The sequence below is a fragment of the Streptomyces alkaliterrae genome, assembly GCF_007097205.2.
Lineage (GTDB): Bacteria > Actinomycetota > Actinomycetes > Streptomycetales > Streptomycetaceae > Streptomyces > Streptomyces alkaliterrae.
Map to the genome: position 1 here is coordinate 1 of NZ_VJYK02000131.1, position 14,600 is coordinate 14,600.

The 14,600-nt window shown below is 73.2% G+C and carries 11 protein-coding genes and 1 pseudogene; 6 read left to right on the forward strand and 6 right to left on the reverse strand.

Annotated elements, in window-relative coordinates:
• A partial coding sequence (locus tag FNX44_RS14150; RefSeq protein ID WP_143648580.1) for an AMP-binding protein occupies positions 1–2,701 on the reverse strand: 2,701 nt, incomplete at its 3' end.
• Positions 2,698–3,996, reverse strand: a complete 1,299-nt coding sequence (locus FNX44_RS14155) for a condensation domain-containing protein (protein WP_323369341.1) — start codon at positions 3,994–3,996, stop codon at positions 2,698–2,700. The genes FNX44_RS14155 and FNX44_RS14150, both read right to left, overlap by 4 nt.
• Before the next feature lie 193 nt (positions 3,997–4,189).
• Here FNX44_RS14155 and FNX44_RS14160 point away from each other — a divergent pair, with 193 nt between their 5' ends.
• Positions 4,190–6,193, forward strand: a complete 2,004-nt coding sequence (locus FNX44_RS14160) for an amino acid adenylation domain-containing protein (RefSeq protein ID WP_143648581.1) — start codon at positions 4,190–4,192, stop codon at positions 6,191–6,193.
• Between the two features lie 107 nt (positions 6,194–6,300).
• On the opposite strand, the gene FNX44_RS29700 is transcribed toward FNX44_RS14160, so the two are convergent.
• The gene (locus FNX44_RS29700) at positions 6,301–7,542 is read right to left on the reverse strand and encodes a cytochrome P450 (RefSeq protein WP_143648582.1); all 1,242 of its coding nucleotides are present in this window, start codon (positions 7,540–7,542) and stop codon (positions 6,301–6,303) included.
• Between the two features lie 174 nt (positions 7,543–7,716).
• Between FNX44_RS29700 and FNX44_RS14170 the strand changes: the two genes are divergently transcribed.
• The 4 genes from FNX44_RS14170 to FNX44_RS14185 all read left to right on the forward strand — a co-directional run bounded on the left by FNX44_RS14170 (position 7,717) and on the right by FNX44_RS14185 (position 11,289).
• Positions 7,717–8,508: a thioesterase II family protein gene (locus tag FNX44_RS14170; RefSeq protein ID WP_228449884.1), complete on the forward strand. Its 792-nt coding sequence runs from the start codon at positions 7,717–7,719 to the stop codon at positions 8,506–8,508.
• A complete protein-coding gene (locus FNX44_RS14175) occupies positions 8,501–9,259 on the forward strand; it encodes an SDR family NAD(P)-dependent oxidoreductase (RefSeq protein ID WP_143648583.1) in 759 nt (252 codons plus the stop codon). Before FNX44_RS14170 ends, FNX44_RS14175 begins: the two co-directional genes overlap by 8 nt.
• 72 nt (positions 9,260–9,331) lie before the next feature.
• Positions 9,332–10,573 carry a pyridoxal phosphate-dependent aminotransferase gene (locus FNX44_RS14180; protein WP_143648584.1) on the forward strand — a complete coding sequence of 414 codons (1,242 nt, stop codon included), beginning with the start codon at positions 9,332–9,334 and terminating at the stop codon, positions 10,571–10,573.
• Positions 10,573–11,289, forward strand: a complete 717-nt coding sequence (locus FNX44_RS14185) for a tryptophan 2,3-dioxygenase family protein (protein WP_153507267.1) — start codon at positions 10,573–10,575, stop codon at positions 11,287–11,289. The genes FNX44_RS14180 and FNX44_RS14185 overlap by 1 nt, the downstream gene beginning before the upstream one ends.
• Before the next feature lie 91 nt (positions 11,290–11,380).
• Here the strand turns inward: FNX44_RS14185 and FNX44_RS14190 are convergent, their stop codons facing one another.
• Positions 11,381–11,890, reverse strand: coding sequence for a helix-turn-helix domain-containing protein (locus FNX44_RS14190; protein ID WP_153507268.1), 510 nt, complete (start codon positions 11,888–11,890; stop codon positions 11,381–11,383).
• A gap of 415 nt (positions 11,891–12,305) precedes the next feature.
• Here FNX44_RS14190 and FNX44_RS14195 point away from each other — a divergent pair, with 415 nt between their 5' ends.
• A complete protein-coding gene (locus FNX44_RS14195; protein ID WP_143648586.1) occupies positions 12,306–13,502 on the forward strand; it encodes an FAD-dependent oxidoreductase in 1,197 nt (398 codons plus the stop codon).
• Positions 13,503–13,577: 75 nt separating this feature from the next.
• Here FNX44_RS14195 and FNX44_RS14200 read toward each other — a convergent pair whose 3' ends face one another.
• Together FNX44_RS14200 and FNX44_RS28945 are read right to left on the reverse strand one after the other, a co-directional pair.
• A complete protein-coding gene (locus tag FNX44_RS14200; RefSeq protein WP_228449885.1) occupies positions 13,578–13,958 on the reverse strand; it encodes a VOC family protein in 381 nt (126 codons plus the stop codon).
• A gap of 107 nt (positions 13,959–14,065) precedes the next feature.
• Positions 14,066–14,600: pseudogene (locus tag FNX44_RS28945) on the reverse strand (DUF2637 domain-containing protein); the annotation flags it as partial.

Sequence of the window (14,600 nt, forward strand, 5' to 3'; positions counted from 1 at the left end):
CGCCGATCCACAGCTCCCCCGCCACCCAGTCGGGGCGGTCGCCGCCGTGCTCGTCGACGATCCGGCAGCGCTGGTTGGGGAGCGGCACGTTGTAGGGGATCGAGGTCCAGGAGGGGTCCACCTCCGTGACCTCCTGGACGGTCGAGTGGATCGCGGTCTCGGTGGTGCCGCCCAGGACCGCGAACACGCTGTCCCGGCGCAGCGCGTGCACCCTGCCGGGCAGGTCGAGCCCGGCCCAGTCGCCGCCGAGGAGCTGCAGTCGGAACGGCCAACCGCCGGGAGCCGGCCGCGACTCGGCGGTGGTGAGGGCCATGTCGAGCAGCGCGGGTACGCAGTTGAGGACGGTGGCCCGGTGCTCGGCGGCCCTGCGCAACCACGTCTCGGGGGAGCGCCGCTCCTCGTCGCCGACCAGGACCAGCGCGCCACCGGAGGTGAGGGGGCCGAACATGTCGTAGACGGAGAGGTCGAAGTCGAGCGCCGACAGGCACAGGGTGCGGTCGGCGGGGCCCACCCGGTAGCGCCGGTTCAGCGCGGCCACGGTGTTGTGGGCCGCCGCGTGCGTCAGCTCCACGCCCTTGGGCTGCCCGGTCGAGCCGGAGGTGAAGATCACGTAGGCCGGGGCATCCGCCGGGACGTCCACCGGGCCCTCCAGGGACGGCAACCCGCGGTCGGTGCAGCACCGCACGTCGACGTGCGGTATCCGGCCGTCGGCGGCGTCGCGGTCCGGTCCGCGGGCCACCACGCAGCGGGCTCCTGCCAGCGACTCCACGGTGCGCCGCCGTGCCTCCGGCTGATCCGTGCCCACGGGCACGTAGGCCGCGCCCAGCGCGTGCACCGCCAGCACCGCGACCACCTGCTCCACGCCCTTGGGCAGCGTGAGCACGACCCGGTCGCCGGCGGTGACGCCGGCCGTGCGCAGGGCGTGGGCCAGCCGAAGCGCCCGCTCCGCGAGTTCGCCGTAGGTCAGCTTCTCGCCGTCGCCCCAGAGTGCCGCCGTCGCCCGGCCGCGCTCGGCCGCCAACCTGAAGAACCTCTCGTGCAGCGCCCGGCGGGGCAGATCGGCACGGGTGTCGTTGGCGCTCCGGCGCGCCTGGAGCTGCGGTGCGGGCGGCCGCACCGGAAGGCTCTCCCACCAGGCGCTGGGCTGCGAGGCGAGCAGCCGCACGCGGTTGACGAAGGTCTCGAACATCGCCTCCGGAACACCGGCCTCGAAGAGGTTCTCGGCGGTCTCCCAGTTGATGAGCATGCCGCTGTCGTGCTCGATCAGTTGGAGGTCGATCCACACGCCCGAGGTCTGCGAGCTCATCCACACCGGCGTGCCCAGCACCGCGCGGGTCGCCTCGTCGAAGAGCTCGCCGAGGCTGAGCGCGCTGGTGAACACGACGCCGGCCCTGCGGTTCGCCCCGGCGGCGGTCCTGGCGAGGTCGCGGAGGACCGAAGTGCCGCCGTACGCGGTGTGCATGGCGTCGCGCCGGTACTGCTCCTGCACCGCGCGGGCGCGCTCGACGAAGGTGCGGCGTGCGTCGGGCGCCACCCGGAGCAGCAGCAGGTCGGTGAAGTCCCCTACGATCCGGCCGACTTCGGGGTGCACCGGGACCCGGTTCAGCACCGGCAGGTTGAGCAGGAACTCCGCTTCCTCGCTCCACGCCGCGAGGACGTCCGCGTAGGCGGCGGCGACGGCCATCGACACCGTCAGGCCGTTGCTGCGCGCGTGCAGGGCGAAGCGCTCGTACGTCTCCGGCGCCAGCCAGGCGTGCCGCCGGACCGTGTGCACCCGCTCGATCCGCTCCGGCGGCGCGGCCAGCGGCAGCCGCGGCGCCTCGGGCAGCTTCTCCGCCCGGTCGCGCCAGTAGGAGACGTCGGCGTCGCCGGGCCCACGGCCGGACTCGGCGACCAGGCGGCGGTACTCGGGGTAGGTCAGGACGGGCTGCGGAAGCGCGGCGTCCGGATCCTCGTGCAGGCGTGCCAGGTCGCCGACGACGATCCGGAAGCTCGACGCGTCGCAGACGATCATGTCGATGTCGAGGAAGAGCCGGCCTTTCCCGGCGGGCAGCAGCGCCAGCCGCACGTCGAGCCCGCCCCCGTCGCCGACCGGCAGCGTCTGGTGGGAGAGGTTCCCGCGCAGCTCCGCCAGCCGCCGTTCGCGGTCCGGCTTCTCCAGGCCGCGCAGGTCGACGACCTCGTCCAGCCCCCGGCACTCCGGCACGATCCGCTGGCCGCCGGCACCCACCGCCGCACGCAGCATGGGGTGCCTGCGGCGCAGCGCGGCCACCGCGGCGTCCCAGCGCGCGACGTCGGCGGTGACGTCGAACTCGAAGTAGAAGTGCGACCCGGTGCCCAGCGGCATGCCCGGCTGCCGCCCCGACCAGTAGGCGTGCTGCATCGGGGCCAGCGGGAACTCGCCCGCCTCGGCGGCCGGGGCGATCCCGGCCTCCGGGCGCGGGCCCGTGCCCTCGGTTCCCGACAGCAGTGCGGACCAGGCGCGGACGGTGGGCTCCTCCACCAGGTCGCCGAACGTCACCTCGACGCCCAACTCCTGCCAGGCGGCCGCCAGGTTCATCATGCCGAGGGAGTCCAGGCCCAGGGTGACGAGGTCCTCCTCGAAGCCGATCTCCGCGGCGGGGAGTTCCAGCCGCGCGGCGACGGTTTCGCGGATCTCCTCGGCGGACAGGGTGCGTCCCGCCGTCACCTCACTTGTCATCGTGGCCTCCCGTGCGCGGCCGCGGGCGGGCCCCCGGCCTGGTGGGTGTGTGGCGCCGCGCCGCGGGCGGCGGTCGTGCAGATGCCGACGTACGCGGCGAGCAGCGACTCGACGAACTCCCGGTCGAAACGGTCGGGGTTGTAGAAGAGCAGCACCCTCACCGTGCTCCGGTCGGGCACGGCGACCAGCTCCAGCTCGAAGCGGGTGGCGACGTCGTCGGGAACCAGGACCTCGATGTCCAGCCCGCCGGCCCGGGTCGAGTACACCGGGTCCGCCATCATCTGGAAGACCACGTCGTCGAGCCGCCGGTCGGTGCCCCCGAGGTTGATCGGCAGCATCTGGAACGGCAGCGCCTGGTGGACGAAGGCTTCCATCACCGTGCCGTGGGTGGCCCGCAGGTGCGCGGCGAAGTCGGTGCCGGTGAGCCGGGTCCGCAGCAGCACCATGTTGGCCAGGAACCCCACCGTGCGGCGGTGTTCGGCGCTTCGGTTGGCGAACAGCGTCGCCACCGCCAGGTCCTCCGCACCGCTGACCGACCGCAGGGCGCGGTAGTAGGCGGTGAGCAGGACGACAAACATCGTCGACCGCTCCCGTTTGGCCAGGGCGTCCAGCGCGGCCACCGTCGGTGCGTCGAGGACGTGCTGTACGAGCCTGGTGTCGCGCGGCGCGCCCGCGGTGGCCTGCCGGATCGGCAGCGGGGGCAGCGAAAGGTCCTTCAGGCGCTCGCCCCAGAAGGCGCTCAGCCGCTTCCCGGCGGGACCGGCCAGGGTCTCGCGCTGCTCCTCGGCGAACCGCGAGTACGCCGAGGTGTCGCCGAAGGCCTTCCCCTCCAGCGCGGCGCACAGGTCCTCGAAGATCACGTTGCAGGACCAGGAGTCGGTCACCATGTGGTGCATGTTGAAGCAGAGCACGTGATGGTCCTCGGCGAGCCGCCACAGCGTGATGCGCACGGCGCTCGCGGTGGCGTCGATCCGGGTGCCCAGTTCCCCGGCCACCTCCCGGTCGGCGGACGCCCCGGGGTCCGGCTCCCCGGAGAGGTCCACCTCGCGGATCTCCGGGGACACGGCCGGACGGACCAGCGCCCTGAGCCGCCGGCCGCCACCGGTGAAGGTGGTGCGAAGCGCCTCGTGCCGGGACATCACCTGGTCGACCGCCTCCCGCAGTCTGTCCCGGTCGAGCGGGCCGCGCAGCCTGCACAGCACCGGACAGTTGAGCGCGCCCTCCTCGCCCCGGTAGCGGTCGAGGAACCACAGCAGCGTCTGGCCCACGGACGGACGGATCTCGGTGACTGTCACGTCCGGCAACGTAACGACGGTCGCCGCCCGCACGGCCGCCGCTGAAAGAAAGCTGAGAGGACCTTCACGTTCCTTTCTCGCCGCGGGGGAGCCGCCCCGCACCCGGGTCAGGGTGAGGACACCTGTGTCGCGCGCGGTTCCCCCGCAGGGCGCCGGACCCGTCCAGCGGCACCGTCAAGCGGGAGGTCGCCCGATGCCAGCCAACCCCTTCGAAGACCCGGACGAGAGATACCTGGTCCTGCGCAATCCGCGCGGCCAACGGTCGCTGTGGCCGGCCCGGCTGCCGGCCCCCACCGGATGGCTGGTGGAGTTTCCCGCGGACTCCCGCGCCCGCGCCCGCGCGCACGTCGAACGCGTCTGGCCGGACGTGCGCCCGAGGACCCCCTCCGCGACCGCGTCCGAGACAGCCGAGACCCTTCCCGTCCTCTTCGAACGGTCGGCGGCGGAGCACCGGGAGCTGCCGGCAGTCGAGAGCGAGAGCACCGCTTCGACGTACGGCGAACTGGCGGGCCGCGTGAACCGGCTGGCCCGGCGGCTGATCGCGGCCGGCCTCGGCCCCGGCGACCTCGTCGGGATATCCGTACCCCGCGGGACCGACCAGGTCGTGGCGGCACTCGCCGTGACCACCGCGGGCGCGGGCTACGTGCCCCTGGACCCGGGCTACCCGACGGCGTTGCTGCGCCACATGGCAACCGACTCGGGGCTGCGGACCCTGCTGCACACCGGTCCGCCCCCGGTGGACGTCACCGGACCGCACACTCTCGACCTCGCCTCTCCCGACCCCGTCTCCCGCCCTGCCGGGCCGGTCGCGGACGAGGAGCGGCGGCGGCCCCTGCGCGCCGAGGACACCGCCTACGTCATCTACACCTCGGGCTCCACCGGCACGCCGAAGGGCGTGGTGATCCCGCACGCCGGGATGGCGGCGCTGGCCGCGGCGCAGCGGCACTGGATCGCCCCGGGACCCGGCGACCGGGTACTGCAGTGGGCCTCGTTCAACTTCGACGCCGGCTTCTGGGACCTGACGCTGGCCCTGCTGTCGGGAGCCACCCTGGTACTCACCGACGACCGCGCGGTGCTGCCCGGCGAGGAGTTGCGCCGCACGCTGATCGACCGGCGGATCACCCACGCCGTGCTGCCCCCGGTCGCGCTCACCGCCACCGACCCGGAGGGCGTCCTGCCCGGCGGTGTGGTGCTCTCCACCGGGGACTCCTGCACGCCGGCGCTGGTGGCGCGGTGGGCGCCCGGCCGGCGCATGTTCAACGGGTACGGGCCGACCGAGATGACCGTGGGAGTGACCATGGCGGGCCCGGTGCGGCCGGGCGAGCCGGTCAGTATCGGGGTGCCGTGGCCGGGCAACGAGGTCCGGGTGCTCGACGTCGACCTGAGGAGCTGTCAGCCGGGCGAGGAGGGCGAGCTCTACCTGGTGGGCGAGGGCGAGGCCCTCGGATACCTCAACCGGCCCGCCCTGACGGCGGAGCGCTTCGTCGCGGACCCGTACGGCGCCCCCGGGAGCCGGATGTACCGGTCCGGCGACCTCGGGTACGTGGACAAGGACGGCGCGCTCTACTTCACCGGCCGCGCCGACCGCCAGGTCAAGCTGCGGGGCTTCCGGGTCGAACTGGGCGAGGTGGAGACGGCGTTGGAGTCCTGCGACGGGGTCCGGCTCGGGGCAGTGGTCGTCATCGGCGAGGTCGACTCGGCGCGCTTGGCGGCCTTCGTGGTGCCCGGCGCCGACCCGGCCGACGACTTCGGGGAGGAACTGCGCCGACGGCTCGCCGAGCGGTTGCCGGCGCACATGGTGCCCGCCCGCGTCGAGGTGGTCGCCTCCCTGCCGATGACCAGCAACGGCAAGATCGACCGACGTGCCCTGGAGCGCCGGTTCGCCGGGTCCGCCGCTCCGCCCTCGCCGCCCGCCGCGGAATCCGGCGGACCGAGCGCCGCGCCGGCGCCCGGCGGGCCCGCCCGCGCCTTCGACCGGTCCGATCCGGTGGCCGCGCTGTGCGAACTGGCCGCCAGAGTGCTGCAGGTGCCCACCGTCGCGCCGGACGACGACTTCTTCGACCGCGGCGGGCACTCGGTGCTGGCGGTGCGGCTCGCCAAGGCGGTACGTGACGACTGGGGAGTGGACCTGTCGGTGCGGACCATCTTCGAGCGGCCCACGATGGCGGAGCTGGGCGGCCTGCTGACCGCGGACTGAACCGGCGCGAGCCGCGGCGGGCCGTGTGCCGGCCCCGCGGCGTTCGGCCCCGCGGCGTTCGGCCTCTCGCCGTTCGGCCCGGCGTCGCGGCCCTGCCCACCTGCGGCTCAGTCGAGCCGCAGGTGCAGGGCGCTGTGCCCGAACAGGAAGTTGGAGTACACACGGGGCGGTTCCCTGAGGATGTCGATCCGCCGCACCCGGCGCACCAGGGAGTCCAGAACGGCGGACAGTTCCAGCCGGCCGAGAAACGCCCCCAGGCAGAAGTGGGGACCGTGCCCGAGGGCGAGGTGCGGGTTGGGGTCCCTGCCGACGTCGAAACGGCGGGGCCGGGTGAAGACGGCAGGGTCGTTGTTGGCCGATATGTTCCACAGGGTGACGATGTCGCCCGCCGACACCTCGGCAGGGCCGATCCGCAGGTCGACGGTGGCCGTGCGGGCGAAGTGCATGGCCGGGGTCACCCAGCGGAGCACCTCCTCCACCGCCGTCCTCACCGCCGCCTCGCCGGTGCGCAGCCGGTGCCACTGCTCCTCGTGGGTGCCCAGCGCGTGCAGCGCGCCGATCGTCGTCACCCGGGTGGACTCGTCGCCCCCCAGGATCAGGCTGTAGCAGTTGAGGGCGAGATCGTCCTCCGTCATCGGCTCGCCCTCGACACGGGCGTCGGCGATCATGCTGATCACGTCCTCGCCGGGACGGCGCCGGCGCTCGCGGACCACGTCCGCGAAGTAGGACAGGATCTCGTTGCGGGCCTCCAGCGCGTCGAACGGATCGCCCTCGGCGCTTTCGGACGACAGCGCCCGCTTGTTCCACTCCAGCAGCTGGGGGCGGTCGGAGGCCGGCAGTTCCAGCAGGTCGCACACGGTGTTGAGCGGCAGGTGGTCGGCGATGTCGCGCGCGGCGTCGGACTCCCCGGCACCGACCACGGCGGTCACCAAGGCGTCGGCCCGCCGCCGCACGGCCTCCGCCACGTGCCCGAGCACCCGCGGCGAGAAGGCGCGCAGCATCACCTGGCGCAGCTCGCGGTGGCGCGGGCGGTCCATCACCGCCAGCATCCGGCCGCCGGCCGAGTCGCCGCCACGCAGCAGGACGTCCAGCACCGTGCCCCGGGCCGAGCTCAGCCGGGCCGCGTCCTTGTAGCAGTCCTGGACGTCCCGGTGGCGGGCCACCGCCCAGAACCCGGGGCGGCTGCCCACCGGCGGGTGCCAGCGGACGGGATCGCCGCGGCGCATCCTGTCCCAGTACGCGTGCGGGTCGTGCTCGACGAAGGCGGCCGGGTCGGCGAGGTCGAGAGCCGCCCCGGAGGTGTCGTCATGGGAACTGCCGAAGAGGGCGGCGTTGCCGGAGGAGACCACCGGGAGACTCCTTTCGGCCCGGGCACCGGGCTTGCGGGGAAGCGGACTGTCGCCCCGATCCTCACCTCCCGCCCCCGTGCCCGAGGCGTCGCTGAATGAATGATGAAGGATTCGGCGGCGGCCCCCGGCGTGCGTGCGATTCTCGACTCCGACGCGGCGAAGGGGAGGTCGGCCATGGGCTTGCACCGCGGATCTGTGCGCACCGTCACGGGCACCGCGCGTCCCGGGCTCCGGCTCCTCGCGCTGCCGCACTCCGGCGGCCGCGCGGAGAGCTTCACGGCCTGGCGGGCCCCGCTCCCCGCCGCGTTCCCCGAGACCGCGGTCGAACTGTGCGCCGCGCAGTACCCCGGGCACGGCGACCGGTTGGCGGAGCCGCCGATGGAAGAGGTCGGCGCTATCGCCGAGGAGATCGTCGCCGACCTGGCCCGGCTGCCCCCGGCGGACCTGCTGCTCTTCGGCCACAGTTTCGGCTCGGCCGTCGCGTGCGAGGTGGCCCGCCGCTGCCCCGGGGCCGGGATCGACGTCGTCCTGCTCGTCGCCTCCTCCGCCTGGGCCCCCGGGGACCCGGCCCGGTCCCCTCGTGACGAACACCTGCTTCCCGACGAGGAACTCTGGGAACGGCTGGTCGCCCTGGGGGGCGTCGACCCCGGCATCGCCGCGGAGACCGAGATCCGCGATCTCGTGCTCCCCGCGATACGCGCGGACATCGGCGCGCACGAGCGCTACCTCGGCTGCCCGGACCCGGTGTCGCTCAGCTGCGACGTGCACGCCTGCATGGCGCGGGGAGACCCCCTCGTACCGGTCCTGGCCGGCCACTACTGGAGCCGGCTCACCATGGGGAACGCGACCGTCGACATCAGACCCGGCGCCCACTTCCACCTCTTCGACGACCCCGCGCCCCTGCTGGCCGACCTGGCTCGGAGGGTCCCGACCCACGCGAGGAAAGGCCGTACGGCACATGAGTAGTCCATGGGAGGACCTGCGACTGGTCGTCACCGGCGGCGGCTCGGGCATCGGGGCCGCCGTGGTCGCCCGCGCGGCAGGCTTGGGCGCCGCCGTCCTGGCGGTCGGCAGACGGGCCGACCGGCTCGCGGAGGCGGCGGCGAAGGCTCGGGCCGACGGAGCGGGCCTCGTCGTGCCGTACGCCGTGGACGTCACGGCCCCCGACGCGGCCACGCGGATCGCGGAGCGTGCCGGGGAAGTACTCGGCGGCGTCGACGCGTTGGTCAACAACGCGGGGCACGCGGTCTTCGACCGCCTGGAGGACGCCGCCGAGGCGGACCTGCGGGCGATGGTCGACACCAACCTGGTGGCTCCCGCCCTGCTGACCCGGGCGCTGCTGCCCATGCTGCGCGGCAGCCGGGGCTGCGTGGTCAACGTCTCCTCCGTCGGCGGCGTCCTGGCGATGCCCTCCCGGTCCTTCTACGGGGCGAGCAAGGCCGCGCTCAACTCCCTGACCAGGTCGCTGGCCGTGGAACTGGCGCCGGACGTCCGGGTGAACGCGGTGCTGCCCGGCCCGGTCGACACAGACCTGTGGGACCTGGCCGCCGGCGAGGGCGCGGACGCCCTGCGCGAAGGAATCGTGTCCGGCACCCCCCTGGGGCGGTTCGGCCGGGCCTCGGAGGTGGCGGCCTGGGTGTGCCACCTCGTCGACCCCGAGACCTCGTCCTGGGTCACCGGATCCCTGGTGTCCGTGGACGGCGGACGAGCGGCGTGAGCCACACCCCAGGAGCACCACCTGGCCGGGCCCACCGGCCGGTCCTGCCACCAGCGGAAAGGCACGCATCAGATGACGCAGACAGCTTCACCGTGGTTCGCCCGGGCCGCGGAGATCCCCTCCTCCTGGCTGTACGAGTCCTTCCGGATCGCCAACGAGCGCGAGCGGGAGCACCCCGACCTGATCAAACTGCACGTGGGGGAGCCCGCCTTCACCCCTCCGGACTCCGTCGCCAAGGAGTTCGCCGCCGCCGCCCTGGACGGCCGGGCCCGCTACATCGACGTACAGGGGCTCATGGAACTCCGCGAGCGTCTGGTGGACAAGCTCGACACCGTCAACCACGTCGACACCGAGCCCTCCCGGCTCTTCGTGACCCCCGGGTCGTGCCAGGGGCTCAGCGCGCTGATGCGCTGTCTGGCCGACTCGGGAGCCGAGATCCTGCTGCCGGAGATCCACTGGCCGGTGCACCTGCAACAGGCTCTGCTCGCCGGGTTCCGCCCGGTGTTCTACAAGCTCGACGAGCACTTCGCGCCCGACCCCGAGTCGATCCGGCAGGTGGCGACCCCGGCGACGCGGGTGCTGCTGCTGAACACGCCGTCGAACCCCGCCGGCGCGGTCGCCGGTCTTCCCCTGCAGCGGGCCCTCTACGAGATCGCCGACGAACACGGCTGGCAGATCATCAGCGACGAGGCGTACGAGGATTTCGCCTTCTCCGGCCCCCACCTGTCGATCGCCGCACTGGAACGCGACCGCCCCGCACCGGAACGCATCGTCAACAGCGTCTTCACCTTCTCCAAGGGCCCCGCGATGACCGGCTACCGGCTCGGCTACGTCGCGCTGTCGCGACCCGAGACCGCCACCGCCATGCGAACGGTGCAGGAGTCCTGCATCATCGCGCCCTCCGCGCCGGTCCAGTACGCCGGGCTGGCCGCCCTGGAGGCGTCGGGAGCGCTCGCCGACAACCACGACTTCGTACGGGGGAACCGGGACGCCGCGCTCTCCGCACTGGTCGACGAGGGGCTGCTGCCCGCACTGCCCGGTGGCGGCTGGTACGCCATGGCCGACATCTCCTCCACCGGTCTGACGGGCGAGGAGTTCAGTGCCGAACTCATGCTCCACCACGACGTCGTGGTCGTTCCCGGCAGCGGATTCTCCGCCCGGCCCGAGTTCGACCCGGACGGCTCGATGCGGCGGCTGAAGCCCGGCGGCGTCGCGTCCGGCCTGGTCCGGATCGCGTTCTGCGTCGACCGCGAGCAACTCGTCACCGGGGTGGAACGCCTGGTCGGCCTGGTCCGCGAGAAGAGGGACCAGTGATGCGGGCAGAGGTGACCTACGCCGCCTACCTGAGGCTCGACGACCTGCTCAAACTCCAGGAACCGCGCACCCCCGAGACCGACGCCGACGCCGCCACCGTGCTCTCCGAGCAGTTCTTCATCGTCAGCCACCAGACCTGCGAGCTGTGGCTGAAGCAGATCCTCGGCGACCTCGCCGCCGTGGAAGACAACTTCCGGACGATGACCACCGCGGGCCTGGAGCGGTCCGTCGACCTCCTCTACCGGGTCAGCGAGCTGCTGCGCCTGCTGCACGAGCAGCTCATGGCGCTCGAACGGCTGCCGTTGGAGGACTTCGCCCGGTTCCGGCGGTACCTCGGCACCGCCAGCGGCGCCCAGTCCCACCAGTCCCACGAACTGGAGCGGGTCCTGGGCAGCGCCAGCCGCCCGGGATCGCTGTTCCCGGCCTTCCGCGCCGGTCTCGAGCGCGTCGGCGCCGACCTGGAGGAGATCGTCGAAGCGGGCGTGACGGCAGGCTCGTTCCACCGCGTCGTCGAGGCGATGCTCAAGGTCGGCAACGGCTACTTCCAGTGGAAGGTCGGGCACGTGGGCCTGGTGACGAAGATGATCGGGGAGCAGCGCGGAACCGCCGGCACCTCGGGGGCGGCCCACCTCATGACCCGCGCCACGATGCCGTTCACCGAACTTCACGAACTGCGCGGCAGAGTGCACGAACGCCACCGCCAACCGGCGGGCTGACCACCGCGGGAGCGGCGATCCGACCCGCACGCGAGGTGTCCGGCACCCTTCCACAGGGGCCGGACACCTCGCGTTCCGGGGACTGGCCCACTCAGCCGGCGGCCTCCAGGATGTAGCCCCGGCCCCACACGGTGCGCAGGCTCAGCCGGACGCCGTCCAGGCGTTGGCGCAGTCGCATGATGTGCAGGTCGATGGCGTTGCTGGTGACCTCCTCGTTGTTGATGCGCCGCAGCGCCTCCTTCAGCGTGTCCCGGCGGACGAGATGGCCGAAGTCGGCCAGGAAGCAGCGCATCATCTCGCTCTGCGCCTCGGACATGGGCACCGACTGCCCGCCGTAGTAGAGCACGCCGGTCGGATCCAGCGCCGGCACGAAGTCGGTTCCGGTACGCCGCTGCAGGGTGTGGACGCGAGCCGCCAGATCGAGGCGGGCGACCGGCGGGCGCACCCAGTCCTCGGTGGGCGATATATCGCTCGGCGGTGCCGTCTGACCCTCCAGGACCAGCAGGCACGGCAGCCCCGCCTCGCGCAGCCTGTCCCGCTCGTGGCTCTGCACCGGCCAGCGGAGAAACCTGACTTCTTGTTTGTGAACGAGCGCGGCCATTGACCTGACCCCCGTCTCCCGTGACAAGTGGAAGCTGCTGCTCGGGGGCCGGTGGCGTCGCCGGGCTCGCGCGCGCCGGTCCGGTGCCGCCGCCGGGATGTCGGCCGTCGGGGCTGCCGGAGCTGGTCCGGGCGCGAACGAGAGGTTCTGCTACTGCCTGGCTTCGATGCCGGTTCCCATGTGACGTCGTCACCGGGCCCCCGTGACTGGCGATCCTGCCGGGTCTCGATTCCAGGTCGATTCCGGCTGGATTCCGCTTCCCGCCCGCCGCGGGACGGCCGCATGGCGGCTTCGGGGACGGCTACGGGGGCGGCCGCCGGGGGGCGAAAGAAGCACGACATGGTCGCGTGGGACGGCTCGCCGGTCGGCAGATGATCTCGTACGGGGTCGACCACTTCATGACCAGGAGTACACGATGAAGAACGAGAACAGCACACCGCGGCGACGAGTGGCCGTCGTGGGAGCCGGCATCAGCGGACCCTTGTTGTCCCTGTGCCTGGTGCGGCTGGGCTTCGAGGTGGACCTGTACGAGGCCCATGTGCGCCGCGCCCAGGACGTCGGCTCGTTCCTCAACCTCGCCCCGAACGGGCGTGCCGTGCTGGAGCGCCTGGGCCTGGCCGACCGGGTTCTCGAACAGGGCACCGCGGCGAGCTCCATCGGCTTCGCCAACCACAAAGGCCGGGAGATCGGGCGGAATCCGGAGCGCACCACCAACATCATGCGAGGCGAGCTCAGCGGCGCCCTGCGGGAGGTCGCGGTCGACGCCGGAGCGAAACTGCACACCGCCAAGCGCCTCGTCGCCCTGGAGGAGACAGCCGACGGCAGCTGGCGGACAGGCTTCGAGGACGGCACGCACACCGAGGCCGACATCGTGCTCGGCTGCGACGGCGTGCACTCCACGACGCGCCGGCTGCTGCTTCCCGACGCCCCGCGGGCGGCCTACACCGGGGTGGTCGGCTCCGGTGGCAGGTCGGAGATCGACGCCGCCGAACTCCCGCTGGACGGACGGTTCCACATGGTCTTCGGCCTGCGCGGCTTCTTCGGCTACCAGGTGGTCTCACCCGGCGTCGTGTGGTGGTTCGAGAACCACCAGGAGACCCGCGAACGCAGCTTCGCCGAACTGGCCGAGGTCGACGACGCGCAGTGGGTCGCCCTGCTGGCCGAACGGCACCGCCCCGACCCCGCGGTGATCCGACGCGTCCTGACCGCCTCCACCGGACCGGTCGGCCGGTGGCCGGTCTACGAGGTGCCGCCCCTGGACACCTGGCACCGAGGGAGCGCCGCCGTTCTCGGGGACGCCGCGCACGCGGTGGCCCCGCACCTGGGGGCGGGCGCCGCGCTCGGCATGGAGGACGCCTACGAACTCGCCGTGGCGCTGCACCGACACCCCACCGCGCCACAGGCGTTCACCGCGTTCGAGGAGTCCCGCCGGGACCGGGTCGCCGCGATGGCCAAGCAGGCGAGGCAGACAGGTGCGGTGATGACCCCCGACCGGTGGATCACCAGGGCGGTACGCGACCTGATGCTGCCGATGGCCCTCAGGCAGGGGGTGCGCAAGGGCACCGAGGCCTATGCCTACCGGCCTTCGCCGTGGCCCGCGCGGAGGCCCTGAGGCCCACGCGGGCGCCGCAGGCCGCCGGATGGGCCTCAGGGCTTCCCGCGCCTCCCGGCGACCGTCGGCCGATGGTCAGCGCAGCTTGCCGGTGACGATCCACAGGTGACCGAACGGGTCGCGGACGCGCCCCTCCCGTTTGCCGTACGGGCGGTTCTCCACCGGTACGACCACGGCGCCGCCTCCGGCGACCATCCGCTCGGCGACGGCGTCCTGGTCGGCGAACTCGGCCTCCAGGAGGACCGGGGAGCCGCCGACGTCGTCGGGTGACAGCCAGCCCCACTCGGCCACCGCCGGGGACAGCGACAGCGGGGAACCGCCGACCTGCAGGACGACGACCATCACGCGGCCGCTGTCGTCCTGGGCGCGGAAGACCTCCTCGGCGCCCATGGCCTTCTGGTAGTAGGCCGAGGCGGTGTCGGGGTCCGGGACGATCAATCGTGGCGTCAGACTCATGAGTTGACTCTAGTTCCCCGTGGCGGCCCGCAGGAGCGGTTCGACCGGTTCGACCGGTTCGAGCCACGTGCGGCGGCCGCGCTCGCATGGGCGCGACCGCACCGCGCTCAGCCGCTGACGCCCATCTCCGCGTTGTAGCGGTCCCGCAGCTCGCGCAGGTAGGAGTGGAGGTAGGCGTCGTCCAGCGGGCTGCCGTCCCGGTCCGTGACGCCGTGCCACTTCTGGAGCGCCCGGCTGAGCTGCGGCGCGCTGGGCCGGTTTCCGCGTTCCGCTATGAAGCGGCGGTAGGCGGCGAAGTACACCTCCTCACGCGGCACCCCGTCGGGTATGCCGACCGGGTCGGCCTCCGGCGCCACCGCGTCCACCACGGCGGTCGCGGCCCCGGCGCGGATGTGCTGCTCGCTCTCCGGGGCCTGGCCGAGCGCTCTCACGCGCCCGGGGCCGACCGGCACGGTGACCGCAGGCTCCGGCTCCCGGTCCGTGATGTGCGGCGCAGCGGCCGGGCTCGGTGACACGGTCGCCGGGCGCGGGGCAGGGAGGTCCGCTTCGACGGGTGGCGGCTCGTTCCGGGGCGGCTCGTTCGGGGGCGCTGCGTTCTCCGGCGCCGCGTTCGGGGCCGGCGCGGGGCCTGAAGGGCTGTCT

Bases quoted from the DNA above. Each gene is read 5' to 3' on its own strand.
- FNX44_RS14195 (WP_143648586.1), top strand. From the start codon at position 12,306: ATGAAGAACGAGAACAGCACACCGCGGCGACGAGTGGCCGTCGTGGGA.
- FNX44_RS14190 (WP_153507268.1), bottom strand. From the start codon at position 11,890: ATGGCCGCGCTCGTTCACAAACAAGAAGTCAGGTTTCTCCGCTGGCCG.
- FNX44_RS14200 (WP_228449885.1), bottom strand. From the start codon at position 13,958: ATGAGTCTGACGCCACGATTGATCGTCCCGGACCCCGACACCGCCTCG.
- FNX44_RS14175 (WP_143648583.1), top strand. From the start codon at position 8,501: ATGAGTAGTCCATGGGAGGACCTGCGACTGGTCGTCACCGGCGGCGGC.
- FNX44_RS14180 (WP_143648584.1), top strand. From the start codon at position 9,332: ATGACGCAGACAGCTTCACCGTGGTTCGCCCGGGCCGCGGAGATCCCC.
- FNX44_RS14185 (WP_153507267.1), top strand. From the start codon at position 10,573: ATGCGGGCAGAGGTGACCTACGCCGCCTACCTGAGGCTCGACGACCTG.
- FNX44_RS14160 (WP_143648581.1), top strand. From the start codon at position 4,190: ATGCCAGCCAACCCCTTCGAAGACCCGGACGAGAGATACCTGGTCCTG.
- FNX44_RS14170 (WP_228449884.1), top strand. From the start codon at position 7,717: ATGGGCTTGCACCGCGGATCTGTGCGCACCGTCACGGGCACCGCGCGT.